General features: G+C 63.5%; 15 protein-coding genes. 11 read left to right on the forward strand and 4 right to left on the reverse strand.

Features of this window, described 5'->3' with window-relative positions; all coding sequences use genetic code 11:
* Positions 1-6: 6 nt before the first annotated feature.
* Together CK230_RS08150 and CK230_RS08155 are read right to left on the reverse strand one after the other, a co-directional pair.
* On the reverse strand, positions 7-696 hold the full coding sequence (locus tag CK230_RS08150) for a glutathione S-transferase family protein (protein WP_095816675.1): 690 nt from the start codon (positions 694-696) through the stop codon (positions 7-9).
* Positions 697-743: 47 nt separating this feature from the next.
* Entirely contained in the window at positions 744-1,997 is a 1,254-nt protein-coding gene (locus CK230_RS08155; protein WP_095816676.1) for a cellulase family glycosylhydrolase, read from the reverse strand.
* A gap of 53 nt (positions 1,998-2,050) precedes the next feature.
* Between CK230_RS08155 and ybgC the strand changes: the two genes are divergently transcribed.
* The 9 genes from ybgC (at position 2,051) to ftsH (ending at position 12,108) form a co-directional block, all read left to right on the forward strand.
* Positions 2,051-2,524, forward strand: coding sequence for a tol-pal system-associated acyl-CoA thioesterase (gene ybgC, locus CK230_RS08160; RefSeq protein WP_095816677.1), 474 nt, complete (start codon positions 2,051-2,053; stop codon positions 2,522-2,524).
* A 310-nt stretch (positions 2,525-2,834) separates the two neighbouring features.
* On the forward strand, positions 2,835-3,545 hold the full coding sequence (gene tolQ, locus CK230_RS08165; RefSeq protein WP_095816678.1) for a protein TolQ: 711 nt from the start codon (positions 2,835-2,837) through the stop codon (positions 3,543-3,545).
* 15 nt (positions 3,546-3,560) lie between these two features.
* The gene (gene tolR / locus CK230_RS08170; protein ID WP_095816979.1) at positions 3,561-4,016 is read left to right on the forward strand and encodes a protein TolR; all 456 of its coding nucleotides are present in this window, start codon (positions 3,561-3,563) and stop codon (positions 4,014-4,016) included.
* Positions 4,017-4,023: 7 nt separating this feature from the next.
* Positions 4,024-5,178: a TonB family protein gene (locus tag CK230_RS08175; RefSeq protein ID WP_095816679.1), complete on the forward strand. Its 1,155-nt coding sequence runs from the start codon at positions 4,024-4,026 to the stop codon at positions 5,176-5,178.
* Positions 5,179-5,217: 39 nt separating this feature from the next.
* The gene (gene tolB, locus CK230_RS08180) at positions 5,218-6,531 is read left to right on the forward strand and encodes a Tol-Pal system beta propeller repeat protein TolB (RefSeq protein ID WP_095816680.1); all 1,314 of its coding nucleotides are present in this window, start codon (positions 5,218-5,220) and stop codon (positions 6,529-6,531) included.
* A gap of 269 nt (positions 6,532-6,800) precedes the next feature.
* On the forward strand, positions 6,801-7,307 hold the full coding sequence (gene pal, locus CK230_RS08185; protein ID WP_095816681.1) for a peptidoglycan-associated lipoprotein Pal: 507 nt from the start codon (positions 6,801-6,803) through the stop codon (positions 7,305-7,307).
* A 214-nt stretch (positions 7,308-7,521) separates the two neighbouring features.
* Complete coding sequence (ybgF, locus tag CK230_RS08190) at positions 7,522-8,682, forward strand: tol-pal system protein YbgF (RefSeq protein ID WP_095816682.1); 1,161 nt, start codon at positions 7,522-7,524, stop codon at positions 8,680-8,682.
* Complete coding sequence (gene tilS / locus CK230_RS08195) at positions 8,676-10,070, forward strand: tRNA lysidine(34) synthetase TilS (protein WP_245429857.1); 1,395 nt, start codon at positions 8,676-8,678, stop codon at positions 10,068-10,070. Before ybgF ends, tilS begins: the two co-directional genes overlap by 7 nt.
* Before the next feature lie 103 nt (positions 10,071-10,173).
* Complete coding sequence (gene ftsH, locus CK230_RS08200) at positions 10,174-12,108, forward strand: ATP-dependent zinc metalloprotease FtsH (RefSeq protein ID WP_095816683.1); 1,935 nt, start codon at positions 10,174-10,176, stop codon at positions 12,106-12,108.
* 301 nt (positions 12,109-12,409) lie between these two features.
* Here the strand turns inward: ftsH and CK230_RS08205 are convergent, their stop codons facing one another.
* Both CK230_RS08205 and CK230_RS08210 read right to left on the reverse strand, forming a co-directional pair.
* Positions 12,410-12,868 (reverse strand): hypothetical protein, encoded by a 459-nt coding sequence (locus CK230_RS08205; protein WP_095816684.1) that lies wholly within the window; start codon positions 12,866-12,868, stop codon positions 12,410-12,412.
* Between the two features lie 238 nt (positions 12,869-13,106).
* Positions 13,107-13,964: a hypothetical protein gene (locus CK230_RS08210; protein WP_095816685.1), complete on the reverse strand. Its 858-nt coding sequence runs from the start codon at positions 13,962-13,964 to the stop codon at positions 13,107-13,109.
* A 359-nt stretch (positions 13,965-14,323) separates the two neighbouring features.
* On the opposite strand from CK230_RS08210, the gene glmM reads away from it, so the two are divergent.
* Both glmM and CK230_RS08220 read left to right on the forward strand, forming a co-directional pair.
* Positions 14,324-15,676, forward strand: a complete 1,353-nt coding sequence (gene glmM, locus CK230_RS08215) for a phosphoglucosamine mutase (RefSeq protein WP_095816686.1) — start codon at positions 14,324-14,326, stop codon at positions 15,674-15,676.
* Between the two features lie 219 nt (positions 15,677-15,895).
* A complete protein-coding gene (locus CK230_RS08220) occupies positions 15,896-16,714 on the forward strand; it encodes an outer membrane protein (RefSeq protein WP_095816687.1) in 819 nt (272 codons plus the stop codon).
* The last annotated feature ends 44 nt before the right edge of the window (positions 16,715-16,758 follow it).

A 16,758-nucleotide genomic window follows, 5' to 3' on the forward strand; every position in this document is an offset into this window, starting at 1 on the left:
CTTCCATCAGCTGGCGCGGATGGGGGTGCCGTCGGCTTCGTACCCGGTGATGCCGGGCTCCCACCACAGCACCGGATTGTTTCGGAAGCTGGCGCGATCTTCCATCCTGTCCACAAGGGCGCGGGTTTTCGGATGCGCGTCGAGCCGGGTATCCAGGTCCAGAGGCCGGTTGGCGATAAAGCGAAGGTGGCAGGTCAGAAAAATGTCGTGGACCGACACGACCTTGCCGAAAAGTCCCTCGCCGTCGCGGTCGATCCGCTCTTCCAGCCACCCGATCAGATGGGCAATGCGTTCGGCGCAGCGCGTCAGATGCGAATTGCCGTGATGCCTCACTCCGGACCACTGCATCTGGCTGATCGTCGTCGCGGCAGTGCCCAACGTCTGGATCGAAGCAAAGAGCAGGCGGTCCTGCCATTCCGATCCGGCCCGCCACATCGAGGGTGCCAGAGCCGGATCACGCTCGACGCGCTGCGGATAGGTGGCGAGCAGATATTCGGCGATCACTCCGCTTTCCCACAGCGTCAGGTCGCCATCGCGTAACGTCGGAACCTGAAGCGCCGGCGTCCATTCGGCGCGGGACGCGGCGGATGGCGTTGTCGTCTCCTCCCGGCGCTCGTAGTCGAGGCCGATTTCGTCGAGCACGACGCGAATGCCGCGCGCGAAAGGTGACCCGGTCGTGTAAAGCAGCGAGCGCATAGCCCCAATCCCAGATGCCAGCGCAGAAATGGTAGCATCGCTGGTGACTAACGCGGAAGTTGGCGAATTACATCCATCACGTCGGGTTCCGCCTTCTCGCCATCGAACGCGTTGACGACACCGAAGGCGCCGCCATAGCTCCACACCGACCAGGAAAAGCCATGCGCCTCGGCGCGGGCGATCATGTCGCGCACATAGGCCGCGCGGTACGCGGGCGGCATGACAAAGCCGTTGCCATATTCCTTGCGGATCATGCCGAATTCGCCAAGCGTGATATCCTGCGGCTTGACGCCGTTGGCCGTCGCCCAGGCCTCGACCGTCCTGAAAGGCGCATCCATGACGGCGGCCAGCTTTTCGGGACTGTCCATCGTCGCCACCTGCTCGTCGAGATAGGCGAGTAGGCCGCTCTGCCGCGTCCAGGGCGCCTCGGCCCTGATCCTGTCGCGGATCGTGTCCAGCGTCATGTCCAACCGCGCCTTCGGAACGGCCGTCAGCGGGTAGGGCAGGCCGGTGACATGTTGGATGAAGTCGCCAGCCCAGGTCGCGCCCTGGTGTGTCAGAAGGAACGGATCGTAGGAATGGAAGCTCCAGATGATGTTGTCGTCCGCGATCGTCCCGGGGTCGATCCTGGCCAGGGACTCCGCGTTTGAATAGCAGCCGCCGGTCAGAATCAGCGTGAGCCTGGTGGCGGAAGCTCGCGCGGCCGCGAACAGCTTTCTCTGGCGGTCGGGCCAAAGATTGGTGCCGTTCGCGTCGCAATCGACGATCGGCTCGTTCATCAGCTCCAGTGCTACCTGCTTCGGGTCTTCCCGGGCGAGCGTCTTTGCCATGTTGCGCACGACCTCGGCATAGGCATCGAAGACGGCCGGGTCGTCCATCACCTGCCCCATGCCGATCTTGCGGTTGCCGCCGGCCGGGATCAGATGCAGGTCGACGATCACCTTCAGGCCGGCGCGGTTGATCATGCGCGCCGAGTCGAGCACGCTGGCATAGAGGTCGTCGCGAAGGGCCGCGGTCCGGTCCGAAAGAAAGGGCGAGGGATCGACCGGCATGCGCAGGAAATCGAGACCAGCATCCTTGAGCGCCTTGAGGTCGTCCTCCCTGAGGAATTTGCGCCACTCCGGATAGGGCAGGATCGCCTGGCGGTCGCCCCATTTGTCCTCGGTCGGCCAGGTGACCCATTGGTCGAGATTGAGGCCGCGTTTCATCGAGAACGTCGCCGCTCCGGCTGGAAGCACAAGCACGGCGAGCGCAAGCAGCGCTGCCAGCAAGGTCTTGATCATCGTGCCCAACAGTGCCATCCCGTTCCCGCGCGAGAGACACCTGCCCTTCTGGGCCAGAAAAGGAAAGCGCGATGGACGATCATGGTGAATCGGCGGCGCTCAGCGCCGGGCTTTCCGGCGCGCTGACGGATTTCGGCCATCGGCTAATGGCCAGGGTCTATTATGCCGATACCGATTTCTCCGGCGTCGTCTATCATGCGCGCTATCTCGAATTCCTCGAGCGCGGCCGCTCCGACTATCTGCGGCTGACCGGCGTCCATCACACCGAGCTCCTGGACGGCAAGCATGGCGAGCGCATCGTCTGGGTGGTGCGGCGCATGGAGATCGATTTCCGCTCGCCGGCGCGCATGGACGATATCCTGACCATCGACACCCGAACCGACGACATTTCCGGCGCGCGCATCTTCATGGGGCAGCAGTTGAAACGCGGCGGGGAGGTGCTGGTGGAGGCGAGAGTCGAGGCGGCGATCGTCGGCGAAAGCGGCCGCCCGAAACGTTTCCCGAAGGAGTGGATTGCCGCCTTCATGCCGAAAACGACGGCCTGATCTTCAGCGCCGGCCGGTTCTATCAAAGGCATTAACTCGACGGTTCCCGGCAGGCTCTGCTGATGGTCAAGCGCGGCAATGCGCCGCGCCTGACATCCTAACCCATCCTTAACCATAACGGTTCATGAAGGAATCGGCGAAGATTGGCGCAATTCGCGCGCCTTCCTTTCACCAACATTTGCCTCGAAAAGGCCGCGAAACGGTGCATTCGAGGCGTGTCCCGCAAGCTTCACGCTTCGCGCGATCGGACCAAAGGGATGCCCATGGGCGAGCCGCCAGCGATGCCCGGAAAATCTTAAGGACTTAAGTCATGGAAAACGTCGCACTCGCCGATCCGGCAGCGCATTTATCGATCTGGGCGCTGTTCATACAGGCCGGCTGGGTGGTCAAGCTGGTCATGATCGGCCTGCTCTGCGCCTCGATCTGGACCTGGGCCATCATCATCGACAAGCTCGTTGCCTATAGCCGGATGCGGATGGCGCTCAACCGCTTCGAGCAGGTGTTCTGGTCGGGTCAGTCGCTGGAGGACCTCTACCGCACGCTGGCCGACCGCAAAACCACCGGCATGGGCGCGATCTTCGTCGCCGCCATGCGCGAGTGGAAGAAAAGCTTTGAGAAGGGAGCGAAATCGGCGCTGGCGCTGCAGACCCGCATCGACAAGGCGATGGACCTGGCGCTGACGCGCGAGATGGAGAAGCTGGAGGGACGCCTCGGCTTTCTCGCCACCACCGGCTCGGCAGCGCCGTTCATCGGCCTGTTCGGCACCGTCATCGGTATCATGACGTCGTTCCAGGCGATCGCGGCCTCGAAGAACACCAGCCTTTCGGTTGTGGCGCCCGGCATTGCCGAGGCGCTGCTCGCCACCGCCATCGGCCTGCTCGCGGCCATTCCGGCGGTTATCGCCTACAACAAGCTGTCATCGGACGCGAACAAGATCGGCATGCGCATGGAAGGGTTCGCGGACGAGTTCTCCGCCATACTCTCGCGCCAAATCGATGAAAAAGTAGCGCAGAAGGCCTGAGGAACGATCATGGGGATGTCTGCTGCAGGGGCAAGTGGATCGGGGCGAGGCGGACGCGGCCACAGGCGGCGTGGCCGGCACCACGCCCTGATGTCGGAAATCAACGTCACGCCGATGGTCGACGTGATGCTGGTGCTTTTGATCATCTTCATGGTCGCGGCGCCGCTCTTGACGGTCGGCGTGCCGATCGACCTCCCAGAGACGAAAGCCAAAGCACTGAATGTGGACACGCAGCCGATCACCATTTCGATCGGCGCCAATGGCGAGATCCACCTGCAGGAAACCGAGATCCCGCTCGACGAGCTGGTAGCCAAGCTGCAGGCGATCTCGAAGACCGGTTATGACGAGCGCATCTTCATCCGCGGCGACAAGGCTACCAATTACGGCGCCGCGATGAAGGTGATGGGTCTCATTCAGGATGCCGGTTACAAGAATATCGGCCTGATCTCGCTGCAGGAACAGGATCAGTAGACGCCAAATGCGGACGGGTCTCACCTCATCGGTGATCTTGCATACGGCGGCGCTGGCCTTCGGGCTGTTCACGCTGTCGTCGCCGCCGGCCATGCCGGCCAGCGATGTGGAATCGGTGTCAGTGGACATCGTGCCGATGGAAGCCATCGCGCAAACGCTGCAGGGCGACAAGAAAGCAGTCATGCATGACAAGCCCGCGCCCGTTCCGACAAAGCGCCCGGATGTCGTTCCCAATGCCCAGAAGGTCGGCGAGAACACGGTCGACACCGAGAAGCCGGTGACGGACGAAGCCAAGCCGAAGCCGATTGAGAAGACGGCGGCGCCGCCACCCGCGCCGACGCCGACCGAGAAGCCGGCGGTCGAGGACGTGCCGAAGCCGCAGGAGAAGCCGAAGCCGACGCCCGCGACGGAGGTAGCGCCGACGCCTACGCCGAAGGAAGAGGTCAAGCCCGAGCCGGTCAAGCAGACGGAGCCCAAGCCGACGCCGGCCAAGCAACCGGCGCCGACACCGCCGAAGGACACGACCGCCGCCATCCCGAAGGAAGAGGTGAAGCCGGACGCCGTCGCCGAGGCGATCGATCAGCAGCAGCCGACCGAGGAAGCCAAGCTGCCGGATTCCGCGCCGGCGCCGGAAGCGCGGCCAAAGCCGCAGCCGGCGCAGGCCGAGAGCGCCAAGGCGCCGGACCGCAAGGATGCAGAAAAGCCGGTCAAGGAGGCCACGTCGAAGCCGAAGTCGGATGAGAAGCAGTTCAACGCCGACGAGATAACGGCCCTGCTCGATAAGCAGAAACCGTCTGGCGGCGGCGCCAAGCGCTCGACCCAGCAAGCCTCGCTCGGCGGCGAAAAGGACCAGGGCCAGAAGCTCTCCAAGTCGGAGCAGGGGGCGTTGGAGGCTCAACTCGGTGGTTGCTGGACCCTTCCGGTTGGCCTCGAAGGCTCTGAGGATTTCACCGTGGTCGTCCGTTTCAACCTGAATGCCTCCGGCAAGCTGGAGGGCCGCCCGACTGTCGAAAAGTCAAGCGGCAATCCCCAGTTCGACGCCAGCGCGGTTCGCGCCGTGCAGAAATGTGACGTCGCCGGGCTGCAGGTTCCCGCCGGAAAGCAGGACATATGGTCTGACGTTCGCGTCAACTTTGACCCGAGGGCGATGCTTGGTCTTTAGCCTGAGCATCCGAGAAATCAGCAAGAGAAGCGAGAAGACATGAAATTTATCCTCAAGCCGCTCCTGATGGTCGCCGCGATGGCGATGGGCATAAATGCCGTGGTCACTTTGCCTGCTCGGGCGACCCTCGAGCTCAACGTCAACAAAGGCAATGTCGAGCCGATGCCGATCGCCATCCCCGACTTTCAGGGAGGGCTTGGGCCACAGATATCGGAGATCGTCACAGCCGATCTGAAACGGTCAGGGCTGTTCGCGCCGATCGACAAGGCCGCCTTTGTCGAAAAGATCGCCAATCCGGATGCGCAGCCGCGTTTCGATGATTGGAAAGTCATCAACGCGCAGGCGCTAGTAACCGGCAGCGTCAGCAAGGAGGCGGATGGCCGCATCCGCGCCCAGTACCGGCTGTGGGATATCTTCGGCAATCAGCAGATGGCCGGTGAGCAGTTCTTCGCCAACGACGCCAACCAACGCCGTGTCGCCCACATCATCGCCGACGCGATCTATGAGAAGATCACCGGCGAAAAAGGTTATTTCGATACCCGCGTCGTCTTCGTCGACGAATCCGGCGCCAAGAACGCGCGCAAGAAGCGGCTCGCCATCATGGATCAGGACGGCGCCAATGTGCGCTACCTGTCGGACGGCCGCGCCATCGTGTTGACCCCGCGCTTCTCGCCGAACCGGCAGGAAATCACCTACATGTCCTATGAGAGCGGACAGCCGAAGGTGTATCTGCTGCAGATCGAAACCGGACAGCGCGAGCTGGTCGGCAATTTCCCCGGCATGACGTTCGCGCCGCGCTTTTCGCCCGATGGCCAGAAGGTGATCATGAGCCTGCTGCGCGATGACGGCAATTCCAACATCTTCGCCATGGATCTGAGAAGCCGCTCGACCACGCGGCTCACCGATTCGACCGCGATCGACACCTCGCCGTCCTATTCGCCGGACGGCTCGCAGGTCGTCTTCACCTCAGACCGCGGCGGCGGCAGTGGCCGCTCGCAGATCTACGTCATGGGTGGCGACGGCTCGAACCCGCACCGCATCTCCTTCGGCGACGGCGTCTATTCGACGCCGGTCTGGTCGCCGCGCGGCGATCTGATCGCCTTCACCAAGCAGAGCGGCGGTGAGTTCCAGATCGGCGTCATGAAGACCGACGGCTCGGGTGAGCGCATCTTGTCCTCCGGCTTCCAGCAGGAGGGCCCGACCTGGGCGCCGAACGGCCGCGTCTTGATGTTCTTCCGCGACTCGGGCGGCGGGCCGAAGCTGGTCTCGGTCGATCTCACCGGCCGCAACGAGCAGCCGATTCCGACCGCGAACTATGCTTCGGACCCGGCTTGGTCGCCGTTGCTGGAGTGAGGGGGGAACTGAGGAATTGAAGAACTGAAGAATTGAGGAAATGAAGAAGCGGATAGGCCTCAAATCCCCGCTTTCATGTCTTGGTCGCGTTTTGGCCGCATTTCCGCCTAGGGTCCGCGCGCAATGTCCTCCCCGGTAAAAGCGTGGGGCGTAGCAGTCGCGGACGGCGACTCGAAACCAAAAATTAACCGTGTTTCTTGAATGCCGGTTAACCCAAACGTGGTTACTGGGTGATCAACGAAATCACTCGAATGCGAAGGAGAGGCGGCATGGGCCGTATCGCAGCACTTACCCGAAACCCGGCCATGATCGCGCTGGTGGCAGCGCTTGCCATCACCGGCTGCGCCTCGAAGAAGACCCCGAACAGCGCGGCCGATCTCGGCCTCAACGGCGCCGGCGCCGCGACGCCCGGTTCGGCGCAGGACTTCACCGTCAATATCGGCGACCGCATCTTCTTCGACACCGACTCTTCGTCGATTCGCGCCGATGCGCAGACCACGCTGGGGCGCCAGGCGCAGTGGCTCAACCAGTACCGCCAGTATGCGATCGTCATCGAAGGCCATGCCGACGAGCGCGGCACGCGTGAGTACAATCTGGCGCTGGGCGCCCGCCGCGCCGCCGCCACCCGCGACTTCCTTGTCTCCAAGGGTGTTGCCGCCAATCGCCTGAAGACGATCTCGTACGGCAAGGAACGTCCGGTCGCGGTCTGCGACGACATCTCCTGCTGGTCGCAGAACCGCCGCGCTGTCACCACGCTGTCGGGCGCCGGTTCCTAATAACCAGGCCCGTGGCCCGCTTGGCGCGAGCCACAGGGGCAAAAATACAACATCGCAAAAACAAAGGCGGCCTCAGGGCCGCCTTTTTCATTTGCAACGGATTGAAACAAAATTTGGCCGAAGTCTCGCGTCCTGCTATGAGCGCGAGGGCGCTTCCTCCCCCTGTTCTGATTTGGAAAGGCGCATCAGGCCAACACCCACCGCGAGAGACAGAATGCATTTTAGAACGGTCCTGAGCGGCACGCTTGCGCTGCTGCTCGTATCATGCCTCCCAAGCCTCGCCGCCTCGGCCGACAGCGCCGGGCAGGCTTCCGGCAGCGGCTTTACCTTTCACCTGCCGACGCTCGGCATCTTCGGCGACAAGAAGAAGCCTGAACAGGCGCAGATCGCGCAGGATAGTGGCGGCGGCGTGACCGGTCTGGAAGACCAGCTGCGCCAGCTGAATGGCAAGATCGAGGAGATGAATTTCCAGATCCTGCAGATGCAGGAACAGATCCGAAAGCAGCAGGAAGACAATGAGTTCCGCTTCCAGCAGCTCGAGGGCGGTTCGCAAGGCGGCGCCAAGCCGACCGGGCAGAAGAAATCGGAAGCCGCGCCTCAGGACGGAACCGGCGGCAACACCAACCTCGGCGATGCCGGCACCGGGGATTCCGGCACCGGCGACGCCGGAACCGATAATAGCGTCGCTCAGGCCCCGGCGACGCAGGCGCCGGCCGACACCGGCGGGCAAAATGGCGGCGGCAAGACGGTCGGCGACGTCATCGTGGAATCGCAGACCGGCGATCCGGGCAAGCTGATCACCGGCGCGCCGCCGAAGAATTTCGGCACCATCACCGTCGACAAGAACGGCAATGTGGTGAATGCCGAGACCGGTCCGCAGGCCAGCGCGCCGGCGCAAGCGCCCTCGGCTACCGCAAGCGCTCCTTCTGCCGAAACACCGGCCAAGAAGAACAAGGCCGGCGACACGCAAGTCGCGGCCCTGCCGTCGACCAACGACCCCGACGAGCTCTACCGCAACTCCTACCAGTTCATCCTGTCGGGCGATTATCCGACCGCCGAACAGGGTTTTCGCGATCATATCTCCCGCTTCCCCAAGGACGCCAAGGCGGCAGACGCGCATTACTGGCTGGGCGAGTCGCTGCTCGGCCAGCAGAAATACCGTGATGCGGCCGAGATTTTCCTCGCCGCCAGCAAGGATTATCCGAAGGCCAAGAAGGCGCCCGACATGCTGCTCAAGCTCGGCGTTTCGCTGGTCGGCCTGAAGCAGAACGACGTCGCCTGCGCCACCTTCAATGAAATCGGCAAGCGCTATCCCGATGTTTCCGTCACGCTCAAGGAGCGCATCAAGCAGGAAAAGGCGCTGGCGGCGTGCTGACGCCCGATACCAAAGCCAACCTCTCAGACCGCCTTTTCTTCGACCTGGACTTTTCGACCGGCGCCGTTGCAGCCGTGTCCGGCGGCAGCGACTCGACCGCCCTTCTCCTCCTTCTCAAAGATCACCTCGAGCGGACTGCACCCGCCGCCAGGCTGCTTGCGGTGACGGTCGATCATGGCTTGAGGCCGGACTCGGCCCTTGAGGCGCGGCTGGTTGCCGATTTCTGCGCCGAGCGCGGCATCGCGCATCGCATTCTCGCCTGGCACGGCGACAAGCCTGCCACCGGCCTGCCGGCCGCGGCGCGCGAGGCGCGCTACAGGCTGCTTGCCGAAGCAGCCGACGCTGAAGGCATCAAGCTGATCCTGACCGGCCACACCGCGGACGACCAGGCCGAGACGGTGCTGATGCGCCAGGCGCGCGACGATGACGGCCGCGGCCTTGCCGGCATGGCGCCCGCCACGCTGCATGACTGGCGGACATGGATCGTCCGGCCGCTGCTCGGCATGCGGCGCGCGGCGCTGCGCGACATGCTGCAGCATAGCGACATCGGCTGGATCGAGGACCCGACCAATGTGGATGTCCGCTTCGAGCGGCCGCGTGTGCGGGCGAAGCTCGCGCAAGACGATGGCGATCGGGGCATTGCCGAGGCGCTGGCGCGGTCGGCCCAGGCGGCTCGTGAGCGCAACGACATCGGTCGCCGCGCCGCCATGCTCATCGACGCGTTCGCCAGCAGGCCGGTTCCGGGTCTCATCCGCCTCGATCGCGATTTCGCCGGGCAGGAAGATGGCGAGGCGGCCATCTATGCGCTGCGCATCCTGCTGGCCACGGTTGGCGGCATGTCGTTCCTGGCCGACGAGGCGCGTTGCGCCGCATTGCTTGCCCGCCTGCGTTCCGCGCCGCTTTGCGCCACATTGTCGCGGACGGTGGTCGACGCGCGCCGGTCCGGCATTTTCCTTCGCCGCGAAAGCCGCAACCTGCCCGCCGCCGCTCCACCGGTAGACAACCAGCTTTGGGACAACCGACGCCGCGTCACCTTGGGAGGGCGCATCACTTTGAAAGACCAACCGGGCGGTTTGGTGATCGCGCCGCTGGGGGCCGCGGCTGCCGGGCGAGCGCCCCTGGGCGAGGATATCCCACCTAGCCTGTCGCGCGCAGCGCTGGCTGCGGAGCCTTCGCTGTGGTCCAGCGGCGAACAGCTTGATTTTGCTGGCGGCAATGCCGGCCGACAGCCGGTGTCGATCGTTCCGGCGGTTGCCCCTTTTGCACGCTTCCTGCCGTCCTTCGACCTTGAGCCGGCTGCCGCCGTCGCGGCGCTTGTCGGCGCACCGCCGTTTCCGGCGTCGCCATTTCGCGGCCATGATGGTGAGAGAGGGTGGGCGAAAGCTTAACCCATACGTGCTGTTCTGCTTGGCAAGGGGTGACGCTCTCCCTATGTTAGGCCAAGCTTCTCCATCATCGCGGGCCCGCAGGCGGGCCCCAACGGGACAATAGATGAATCCGAATTATCGCAACCTCGCGCTCTGGGCGATCATAGCGGTCCTGCTCATCGCCCTGTTCAATCTGTTCCAGACGCCCCAGACGCGCGGTGCGACGACGGATATCCCCTATTCGCAATTCCTGCAGGACGTCGCGTCGGGCCGGGTCAAAAGCGTGACCATCGCCGGCGCCCGCGTCTTCGGCAACTACACGGACAACGCCAACGGCTTCCAGACCTATTCGCCCGGCGATCCGTCGCTGGTCTCCAGGCTGCAGGACAAGAACGTCACCATCACCGCCAAGCCTGAGACCGACGGCTCCAATTCGCTGTTCGGCTACCTGATCTCGTGGCTGCCGATGATCCTGATCCTCGGCGTGTGGATATTCTTCATGCGCCAGATGCAGTCCGGCTCCGGAAGAGCGATGGGCTTCGGCAAGTCGAAGGCCAAGCTGCTCACCGAGGCGCATGGCCGCGTCACCTTCCAGGATGTCGCCGGCGTCGACGAGGCCAAGGAGGATCTGGAGGAGATCGTCGAATTCCTGCGCGATCCGCAGAAGTTCCAGCGCCTCGGCGGCAAGATTCCGCGCGGCGTGCTCTTGGTCGGTCCGCCCGGCACCGGCAAGACGCTGCTCGCCCGCTCGGTTGCCGGCGAGGCCAACGTGCCGTTCTTCACCATTTCCGGCTCGGACTTCGTCGAGATGTTCGTCGGCGTCGGCGCAAGCCGCGTGCGCGACATGTTCGACCAGGCCAAGAAGAACGCACCCTGCATCATCTTCATCGACGAAATCGACGCGGTCGGCCGCCATCGCGGCGCGGGCCTCGGCGGCGGCAATGACGAGCGCGAGCAGACGCTGAACCAGCTGCTGGTCGAGATGGACGGCTTCGAGTCCAACGAGTCGATCATCCTGATCGCCGCCACCAACCGGCCCGACGTGCTTGACCCGGCGCTGCTGAGACCCGGCCGTTTCGACCGCCAGGTGGTGGTGCCGAACCCCGACATCGTCGGCCGCGAGAAGATCCTCAAGGTGCATGTGCGCAACGTGCCGCTGGCGCCGAATGTCGACCTCAAGGTCATCGCACGCGGCACGCCCGGCTTCTCCGGCGCCGACCTGATGAACCTCGTCAACGAATCCGCGCTGATGGCGGCGCGCCGCAACAAGCGGCTCGTCACTATGGCTGAGTTCGAGGACGCCAAGGACAAGATCATGATGGGCGCCGAGCGCCGCTCGTCCGCGATGACGCAGGCCGAGAAGGAGTTGACCGCCTATCACGAGGCCGGCCACGCCATCCTGGCGCTCAACGTGCCGACGGCGGACCCGCTGCACAAGGCGACCATCATTCCGCGCGGCCGCGCGCTCGGCATGGTCATGCAACTGCCGGAAGGCGACCGCTATTCGATGAGCTACAAATACATGATCTCGCGGCTTGCGATCATGATGGGTGGCCGCGTCGCCGAGGAGTTCAAGTTCGGCAAGGAGAACATCACCTCGGGCGCCTCCTCCGACATCGAGCAGGCGACCAAGCTGGCGCGCGCCATGGTCACGCGCTGGGGCTTCTCCGACAAGCTCGGCCATGTCGCCTATGGCGACAACCAGGAAGAGGTCTTCCTCGGACACTCGGTGGCCCGCACGCAAAACATCTCGGAAGAGACGGCGCAGATCATCGATGCCGAAGTGCGGCGGCTGATCGACGACGCCTACTCGACCGCCAAGGCCATCCTGACCAAGAAGAAGAAGGAATGGATCGCGCTCGCCGAAGGGCTGCTCGAATACGAGACGCTGTCGGGCGAAGAGATCAAGCAGCTGATCGCAGGCAACAAGCCGGCCCGCGACCTCGGCGACGACACCCCGCCCAGCCGCGGCTCGGCGGTGCCGAAGGCCGGCACCGGCGGCCGCCGCAAGAAGGGCCCCGAGCCCGAAGGCGGCATGGAACCGCAGCCGTCAAGCTGAGCTTGGTGCGCGAAAGACCGATCGAGAAACGCCGCGGCTTGGTCCGCGGCGTTTTTTGTTTGGCAATTGGAGACAAGGCAAGGCTTCCCTCGTCCTGGCGCCCATAGCGCCCGACAGTAGATCCTCGGACACGCCCGAGGATGATGGCTCAACGTCTGCGGGAAAAACGGTGAACCGCTTTAGCCGCCGTATTCGATTCATCGCATGTCGCCCAGAAGTATGCGGCGGCTCTGGGACAACGACATGCATCAAAACAAAGACTTAAAGCGCGTCGCCTGAATCCGGTTCAACGCGACGTGCTTTAAGATTCAGCTTTCAGCCGCGCATTGCAGAGGCTGTAGTAACCGCCGCCCTTCTGGATCCAGCGAAGGCCGCTCAACGTACCCGCCTCCTTGTTGTCGTGGTAACCCTGCAGGCAGGTCTTCATCCGGGCCTTCGCGGGTTTTTCGGTCTTGAACTCGGCGGCGAGGGTGGTCGGGAATGTCACGCCCGCCGGCGCTTCAGTGGGGGCGACCGCCGCGCTGGTGTCCTTTTCTGCTGGCTCCGCGGTTTTGACCGTATCCGCGCTGACACTCTCCGGGGCGGACGTCGCGCATTTCTCCTTGCGGAAAGCGGCCCAGTCCATGCCGTTCAGAGTGCCGCCTTCCTTGGCTGCCCGATAAGTCTCGCCGCATTCCTTCATCGTCAGTGCGCTCGCAGGTGAGGCGCTCCAAGCGACCAGTGCCGTCACAGTCAACGCCGCCAATTTCAAACTGAACATTGAGACCCTCCTGATTGAGAATAAGCTCGACGTCTTTTTGTATACTGTTTGTTCCCGGTATGTTCAACTGAAATCTTTGCGGCTAGGGACAAGCCTCGCGGTGGGCAGTGTGGGCGAACCGATGATGCCGACAGTCCTGCGATATGCAGATGCGAGCAAGGCCGCGGGTGTCTTCGCGCAACAAAAAGCCCGCGCATCTTGCGATGCGCGGGCCTTTTCTCTTCGAATAATTAGGCGATCAGCTCTTCAGCTTGGCATTGCAGAGGCTGTAGAAGCCGCCGCCCTTCTGGATCCACTTCAGGCCGTTGAGCGTGTTGGCGTCCTTGTTGGCATAGTACTGCTCGAGGCAGGTATGCATGCGGCCCTTGCCCGGATTTTCGGTGGCGAATTTCGGCGAAATCGCCTTCGGGAAGCGCACGCCCTTCGGCGCGGCGACGCTCGGCTTCGCAGGCTCGCTGGTGTAGGTGGCTTCCGTCGGAGCCGGCACGGTGTCGTCGTCGTCGGCGCCGGCGCCGCATTCGGCCTTGCGGAAGTCGTTCCACTTCATGCCGTTGAGCTTGTTGGCGGTCTTCGCAGCCTGATACTTGGTGCTGCATTCCACCATGGTCAGGCCCTTACCGCCGTCGGCAGCTGCGGTCGAGGTCTTGGTCGTCTTGGCCGGCTTGGTTTCGGTAGCGGGCGCGGCGGCAGCCGCGGCGGTTGCGCCGGGGCCGCACTCGGCCTTGCGGAAGTCGTTCCACTTCATACCATTGAGCGTGCCGGCGGACTTTGCCGCCTGATACTTGGCGCTGCATTCCTTCGAACTCAGGCCCTTGGCCGCGTCGTCGGCAGCGGCGGCGGTCTTTGCCTTCTTGGTCGTCTTGGTGTCGGCGGCCTTGGTGTCGGTGGCCGCCTTGGTGTCGGTCGCGGTGGAAGCATCACTGCCGCACTGCGCCTTGCGGAACTGGTTCCAGGTCTGGCCGGCGAGCGTTCCCGCATCCTTGGCCGCGTTATACTTGGTGCTGCACTCGGCCATGGTCAGCGCGTTGGCCGGCGCCGCCATGAACAAGGTTGCGACGGCGAGACCCGTCAAAGCTGCAAGTCTATGAATAAGCATGGCGTTTTCTCCCTTGCTGCCGCCAATATGTGTCCCTATAGCAAATCAATAACGCTCAATGTGCGGTTGCGCCAGATGCTTCCGGCATGGGGGCCCTCACAAAGTGTGTTGCTCCCGATAAGGTGATGAATTGCTTGAGGGTTTGCCGACAGCGGAGCTTTGCCGCCGGACAGTGCGTCGAAAGCCTCCAAGTGTAGCGCCGCGAAGTAAAAGGTGGTGATAGGCTGTCGAACCACTTGCGCCGCCGCGACAATGTTTTTCTAAGGAATGGTAATATATAATCACGAAATTTGATGATCGGATGCGGCTCAATTGTGGCAATACGGGCCGCTGAAAACCCGACGGGGATTGTAAGGCACATGGCAGGTCAGTATTTCGGCACAGACGGTATCCGCGGACGCGCCAACAAATTTCCAATGACGGCCGAAGTCGCCATGCGGGTCGGCATGGCCGCCGGGCTGTCGTTCCAGCGCGGCAATCATCGTCACCGCGTCGTGCTCGGCAAGGACACGCGGCTTTCCGGCTACATGATCGAGAACGCCATGGTCGCGGGCCTGTGCGCGGCCGGCATGGACGTCTTCCTGCTCGGCCCGATACCGACACCCGCCGTCGCCATGCTGGTGCGTTCGCTGCGCGCGGATATCGGCGTGATGATCTCGGCCTCGCACAATCCCTACTACGACAACGGCATCAAGCTGTTCGGGCCCGACGGCTACAAGCTCTCCGACGAGATCGAGGAGCGCATCGAAGGCATGCTCGACAAGGACATCGAGCTGGCGCTGGCCGATTCGGACGGGCTCGGCCGCGCCAAGCGCGTCGACGGCGTGCATGATCGCTATATCGAATTCGCCAAGCGCACGCTGCCGCGCTCGATGTCGCTCTCGGGCCTGAGGATCGTCGTCGATTGCGCGAACGGCGCGGCCTACAAGGTGGCGCCCGAGGCGCTGTGGGAGCTCGGCGCCGAGGTCGTGGCGATCAATGTCGAGCCGAACGGCTTCAACATCAACAAGGAGTGCGGCTCGACCCATCCTGCGGGCCTGCAGAAGAAAGTGCACGAGGTGCGCGCCGACATCGGCATCGCGCTCGACGGCGACGCCGACCGCGTCGTCATCGTCGACGAGAACGGAGCGATCGTCGACGGCGACCAGATCATGGCGCTGATCGCCGAATCCTGGCACCAGAGTGGTCGGCTGGCCGGCGGCGGCGTCGTTTCCACGGTGATGTCCAATCTTGGCCTCGAGCGCTTCCTCGGCGACATGAAGCTTCAGCTGCATCGCACCAAGGTCGGCGACCGCTATGTGGTCGAGCATATGCGCGCGCATGGCTTGAATGTCGGCGGCGAGCAGTCGGGCCACATCGTGCTTTCCGATTTCTCGACCACCGGCGACGGTCTGGTCTCCGCCTTGCAGGTGCTCGCCTGCATCAAGCGGCAGAATCGCCCGGTCAGCGAATTGTCGAAGAAATTCGAGCCGGTGCCGCAGCTTCTCAAGAACGTCCGCATCTCCGGCGGCAAGCCGCTGGAAGAAGCGCCGGTCAAGGCGGCGATCGAAGACGGGCGAAACCGGCTCGGCAAGTCCGGCCGCCTTGTCATCCGGCCATCCGGCACCGAGCCGCTGATCCGCGTCATGGCCGAGGGCGACGATCCGCAACTGGTCGAGGCGGTCGTCAACGACATCGTCGGCATCCTCCAGGAAACCCGCAGCGCCGCCTGATAGAGAGATCGGGCCAAAGCTCTTCGCGTTTGGAAGCCCGCTGCCCGGCGGGCTTTTTCGTGCGCGCCCTCAACGGCCGGACAACGGCATACCCTCTAAAATTGTATAGATTCGTGGTTAATCGGTACGGTTAAACGGCTTTTAACCTTTGCAATTCATTATCCACGCCGAGGTTCATCTTCGGGCGGTGTCGTCCCGAGGCTTCTTAGGGGTGACAGCATGTTCAATACAGCAAGAATGGCTTTGTTTGCCGCGCTGCTCGCGGGAGTGGCCGGACCGGCGCTCGCCGCCGACTTCGCGGAGCCGCCTCCGGTCGAGGAGGCGCCGCCGCCGGTTGTCGAGGCTCAACCGGTCGATGCCGGCGGCTGGTACATCCGCGGCGATATCGACTACCACTGGTCGGATTTGGACAGCATTGATTACATCACCTACGGCCCACCGCCCGGCACCAATGATTTCGATTTCGGCGACCTAAAGGGCGGGTTCTCGCTCGGCGCCGGCGTCGGCTACAAGATCAACGATTACCTCCGTACGGATCTGACTGCCGACTACTGGTTCAAGTCGGACTTCAACGGCCAGACCTCGGATCTGACCACGACATCGACCGAAGAGTCGAGCATGAGCGCTCTGCTTCTGCTTGCCAATGCCTATGTGGATATCGGCACGTGGAACGGCATCACCCCTTATGTCGGCGCTGGCATCGGTGGTGCGCATGTCAAGTGGGACACGGTCCACGACCCGAACACCACCGAAACCAACCCCGGTTCGTCCAACTGGCGCTTCGCCTACGCGCTTATGGCCGGCGCTTCCTACTGCCTCACGGACAAGGTCATCCTCGATGCCGGCTACCGCTTCACTCACATTGAGGGTGGGCGCATGTTCGAATTCGATACGACCAGCTCCGGGCCGGGTTTCGACCACGGCATCAACACGCATGAGGTGCGCGGCGGTCTGCGCTATCAGTTCGGCGGCAATAATGGCTGCGCCGCCCCGGTGGTCGCCTATCAGCCTGAGCCGGAACCGATCTACACCAAGTAAGTTTCCGCATCCGACAGTTCGACCGCCCGGCATCAGCCGGGCGG

The sequence above is a fragment of the Mesorhizobium sp. WSM3859 genome, from assembly GCF_002295065.1.
Lineage (GTDB): Bacteria > Pseudomonadota > Alphaproteobacteria > Rhizobiales > Rhizobiaceae > Mesorhizobium.

Coding starts and splice junctions, on each gene's coding strand:
- tolB (WP_095816680.1), top strand. CDS start 5,218: ATGAAATTTATCCTCAAGCCGCTCCTGATGGTCGCCGCGATGGCGATG.
- CK230_RS08155 (WP_095816676.1), bottom strand. CDS start 1,997: ATGGCACTGTTGGGCACGATGATCAAGACCTTGCTGGCAGCGCTGCTT.
- CK230_RS08220 (WP_095816687.1), top strand. CDS start 15,896: ATGTTCAATACAGCAAGAATGGCTTTGTTTGCCGCGCTGCTCGCGGGA.
- CK230_RS08210 (WP_095816685.1), bottom strand. CDS start 13,964: ATGCTTATTCATAGACTTGCAGCTTTGACGGGTCTCGCCGTCGCAACC.
- CK230_RS08205 (WP_095816684.1), bottom strand. CDS start 12,868: ATGTTCAGTTTGAAATTGGCGGCGTTGACTGTGACGGCACTGGTCGCT.
- ftsH (WP_095816683.1), top strand. CDS start 10,174: ATGAATCCGAATTATCGCAACCTCGCGCTCTGGGCGATCATAGCGGTC.
- glmM (WP_095816686.1), top strand. CDS start 14,324: ATGGCAGGTCAGTATTTCGGCACAGACGGTATCCGCGGACGCGCCAAC.
- CK230_RS08175 (WP_095816679.1), top strand. CDS start 4,024: ATGCGGACGGGTCTCACCTCATCGGTGATCTTGCATACGGCGGCGCTG.
- pal (WP_095816681.1), top strand. CDS start 6,801: ATGGGCCGTATCGCAGCACTTACCCGAAACCCGGCCATGATCGCGCTG.
- tolR (WP_095816979.1), top strand. CDS start 3,561: ATGTCTGCTGCAGGGGCAAGTGGATCGGGGCGAGGCGGACGCGGCCAC.
- CK230_RS08150 (WP_095816675.1), bottom strand. CDS start 696: ATGCGCTCGCTGCTTTACACGACCGGGTCACCTTTCGCGCGCGGCATT.
- ybgF (WP_095816682.1), top strand. CDS start 7,522: ATGCATTTTAGAACGGTCCTGAGCGGCACGCTTGCGCTGCTGCTCGTA.
- ybgC (WP_095816677.1), top strand. CDS start 2,051: ATGGACGATCATGGTGAATCGGCGGCGCTCAGCGCCGGGCTTTCCGGC.
- tolQ (WP_095816678.1), top strand. CDS start 2,835: ATGGAAAACGTCGCACTCGCCGATCCGGCAGCGCATTTATCGATCTGG.